This is a genomic window from Acinetobacter sp. GN11, from assembly GCF_054823985.1.
Genome location: NZ_JRVL01000366.1, coordinates 1 through 459 on the forward strand (window position 1 = coordinate 1; position 459 = coordinate 459).

The following is a 459-nucleotide window of genomic DNA, read 5'->3' on the forward strand; positions in this document are numbered from 1 at the left end:
ACGACGAGTTGATACAACATCACTTTTACGTAACATCATAAGCTGTTGTGAAAGAGTGGGCTGTGTAATTTGGGTCTTCTCTTCAATTTGTGAGACATTTAGCTCTTCATAAGCTAAGTGACATAAAATTAATAAACGATCTGTATTCGCCAAAGATTTGAGAATTCCAACGACTGAATCAGCCGCATTTTTCATTTCTTCAATTTGGAGTCCATCTTTCATACTTTATACCTATATCAATATAGCGGGCATAGTATAGATTGATCTTGCGGAAATGAATGTAGCAAAACTAATCAATCCAATTGTTTTTGTTGAAAAGCAATATAAGGGGAACTGATAAATAAGTAGTATTTTTAATTAAAAACAGTTGTTTGTATTTCTTTTGTGTTTGAAGTGTTGCATTGTGTTATAAGTTTAATTGTTAAGTATAAGTGAATTGAAGTTAATGTGAAATATGTC

General features: G+C 31.4%; 1 protein-coding gene. It reads right to left on the reverse strand.

The features are described 5' to 3' along the window. On the reverse strand, nt 1–222 hold a 222-nt coding region (locus NL42_RS19430; RefSeq protein ID WP_461313992.1), incomplete at its 3' end, for an ArsR/SmtB family transcription factor. Nucleotides 223–459 lie beyond the last annotated feature (237 nt).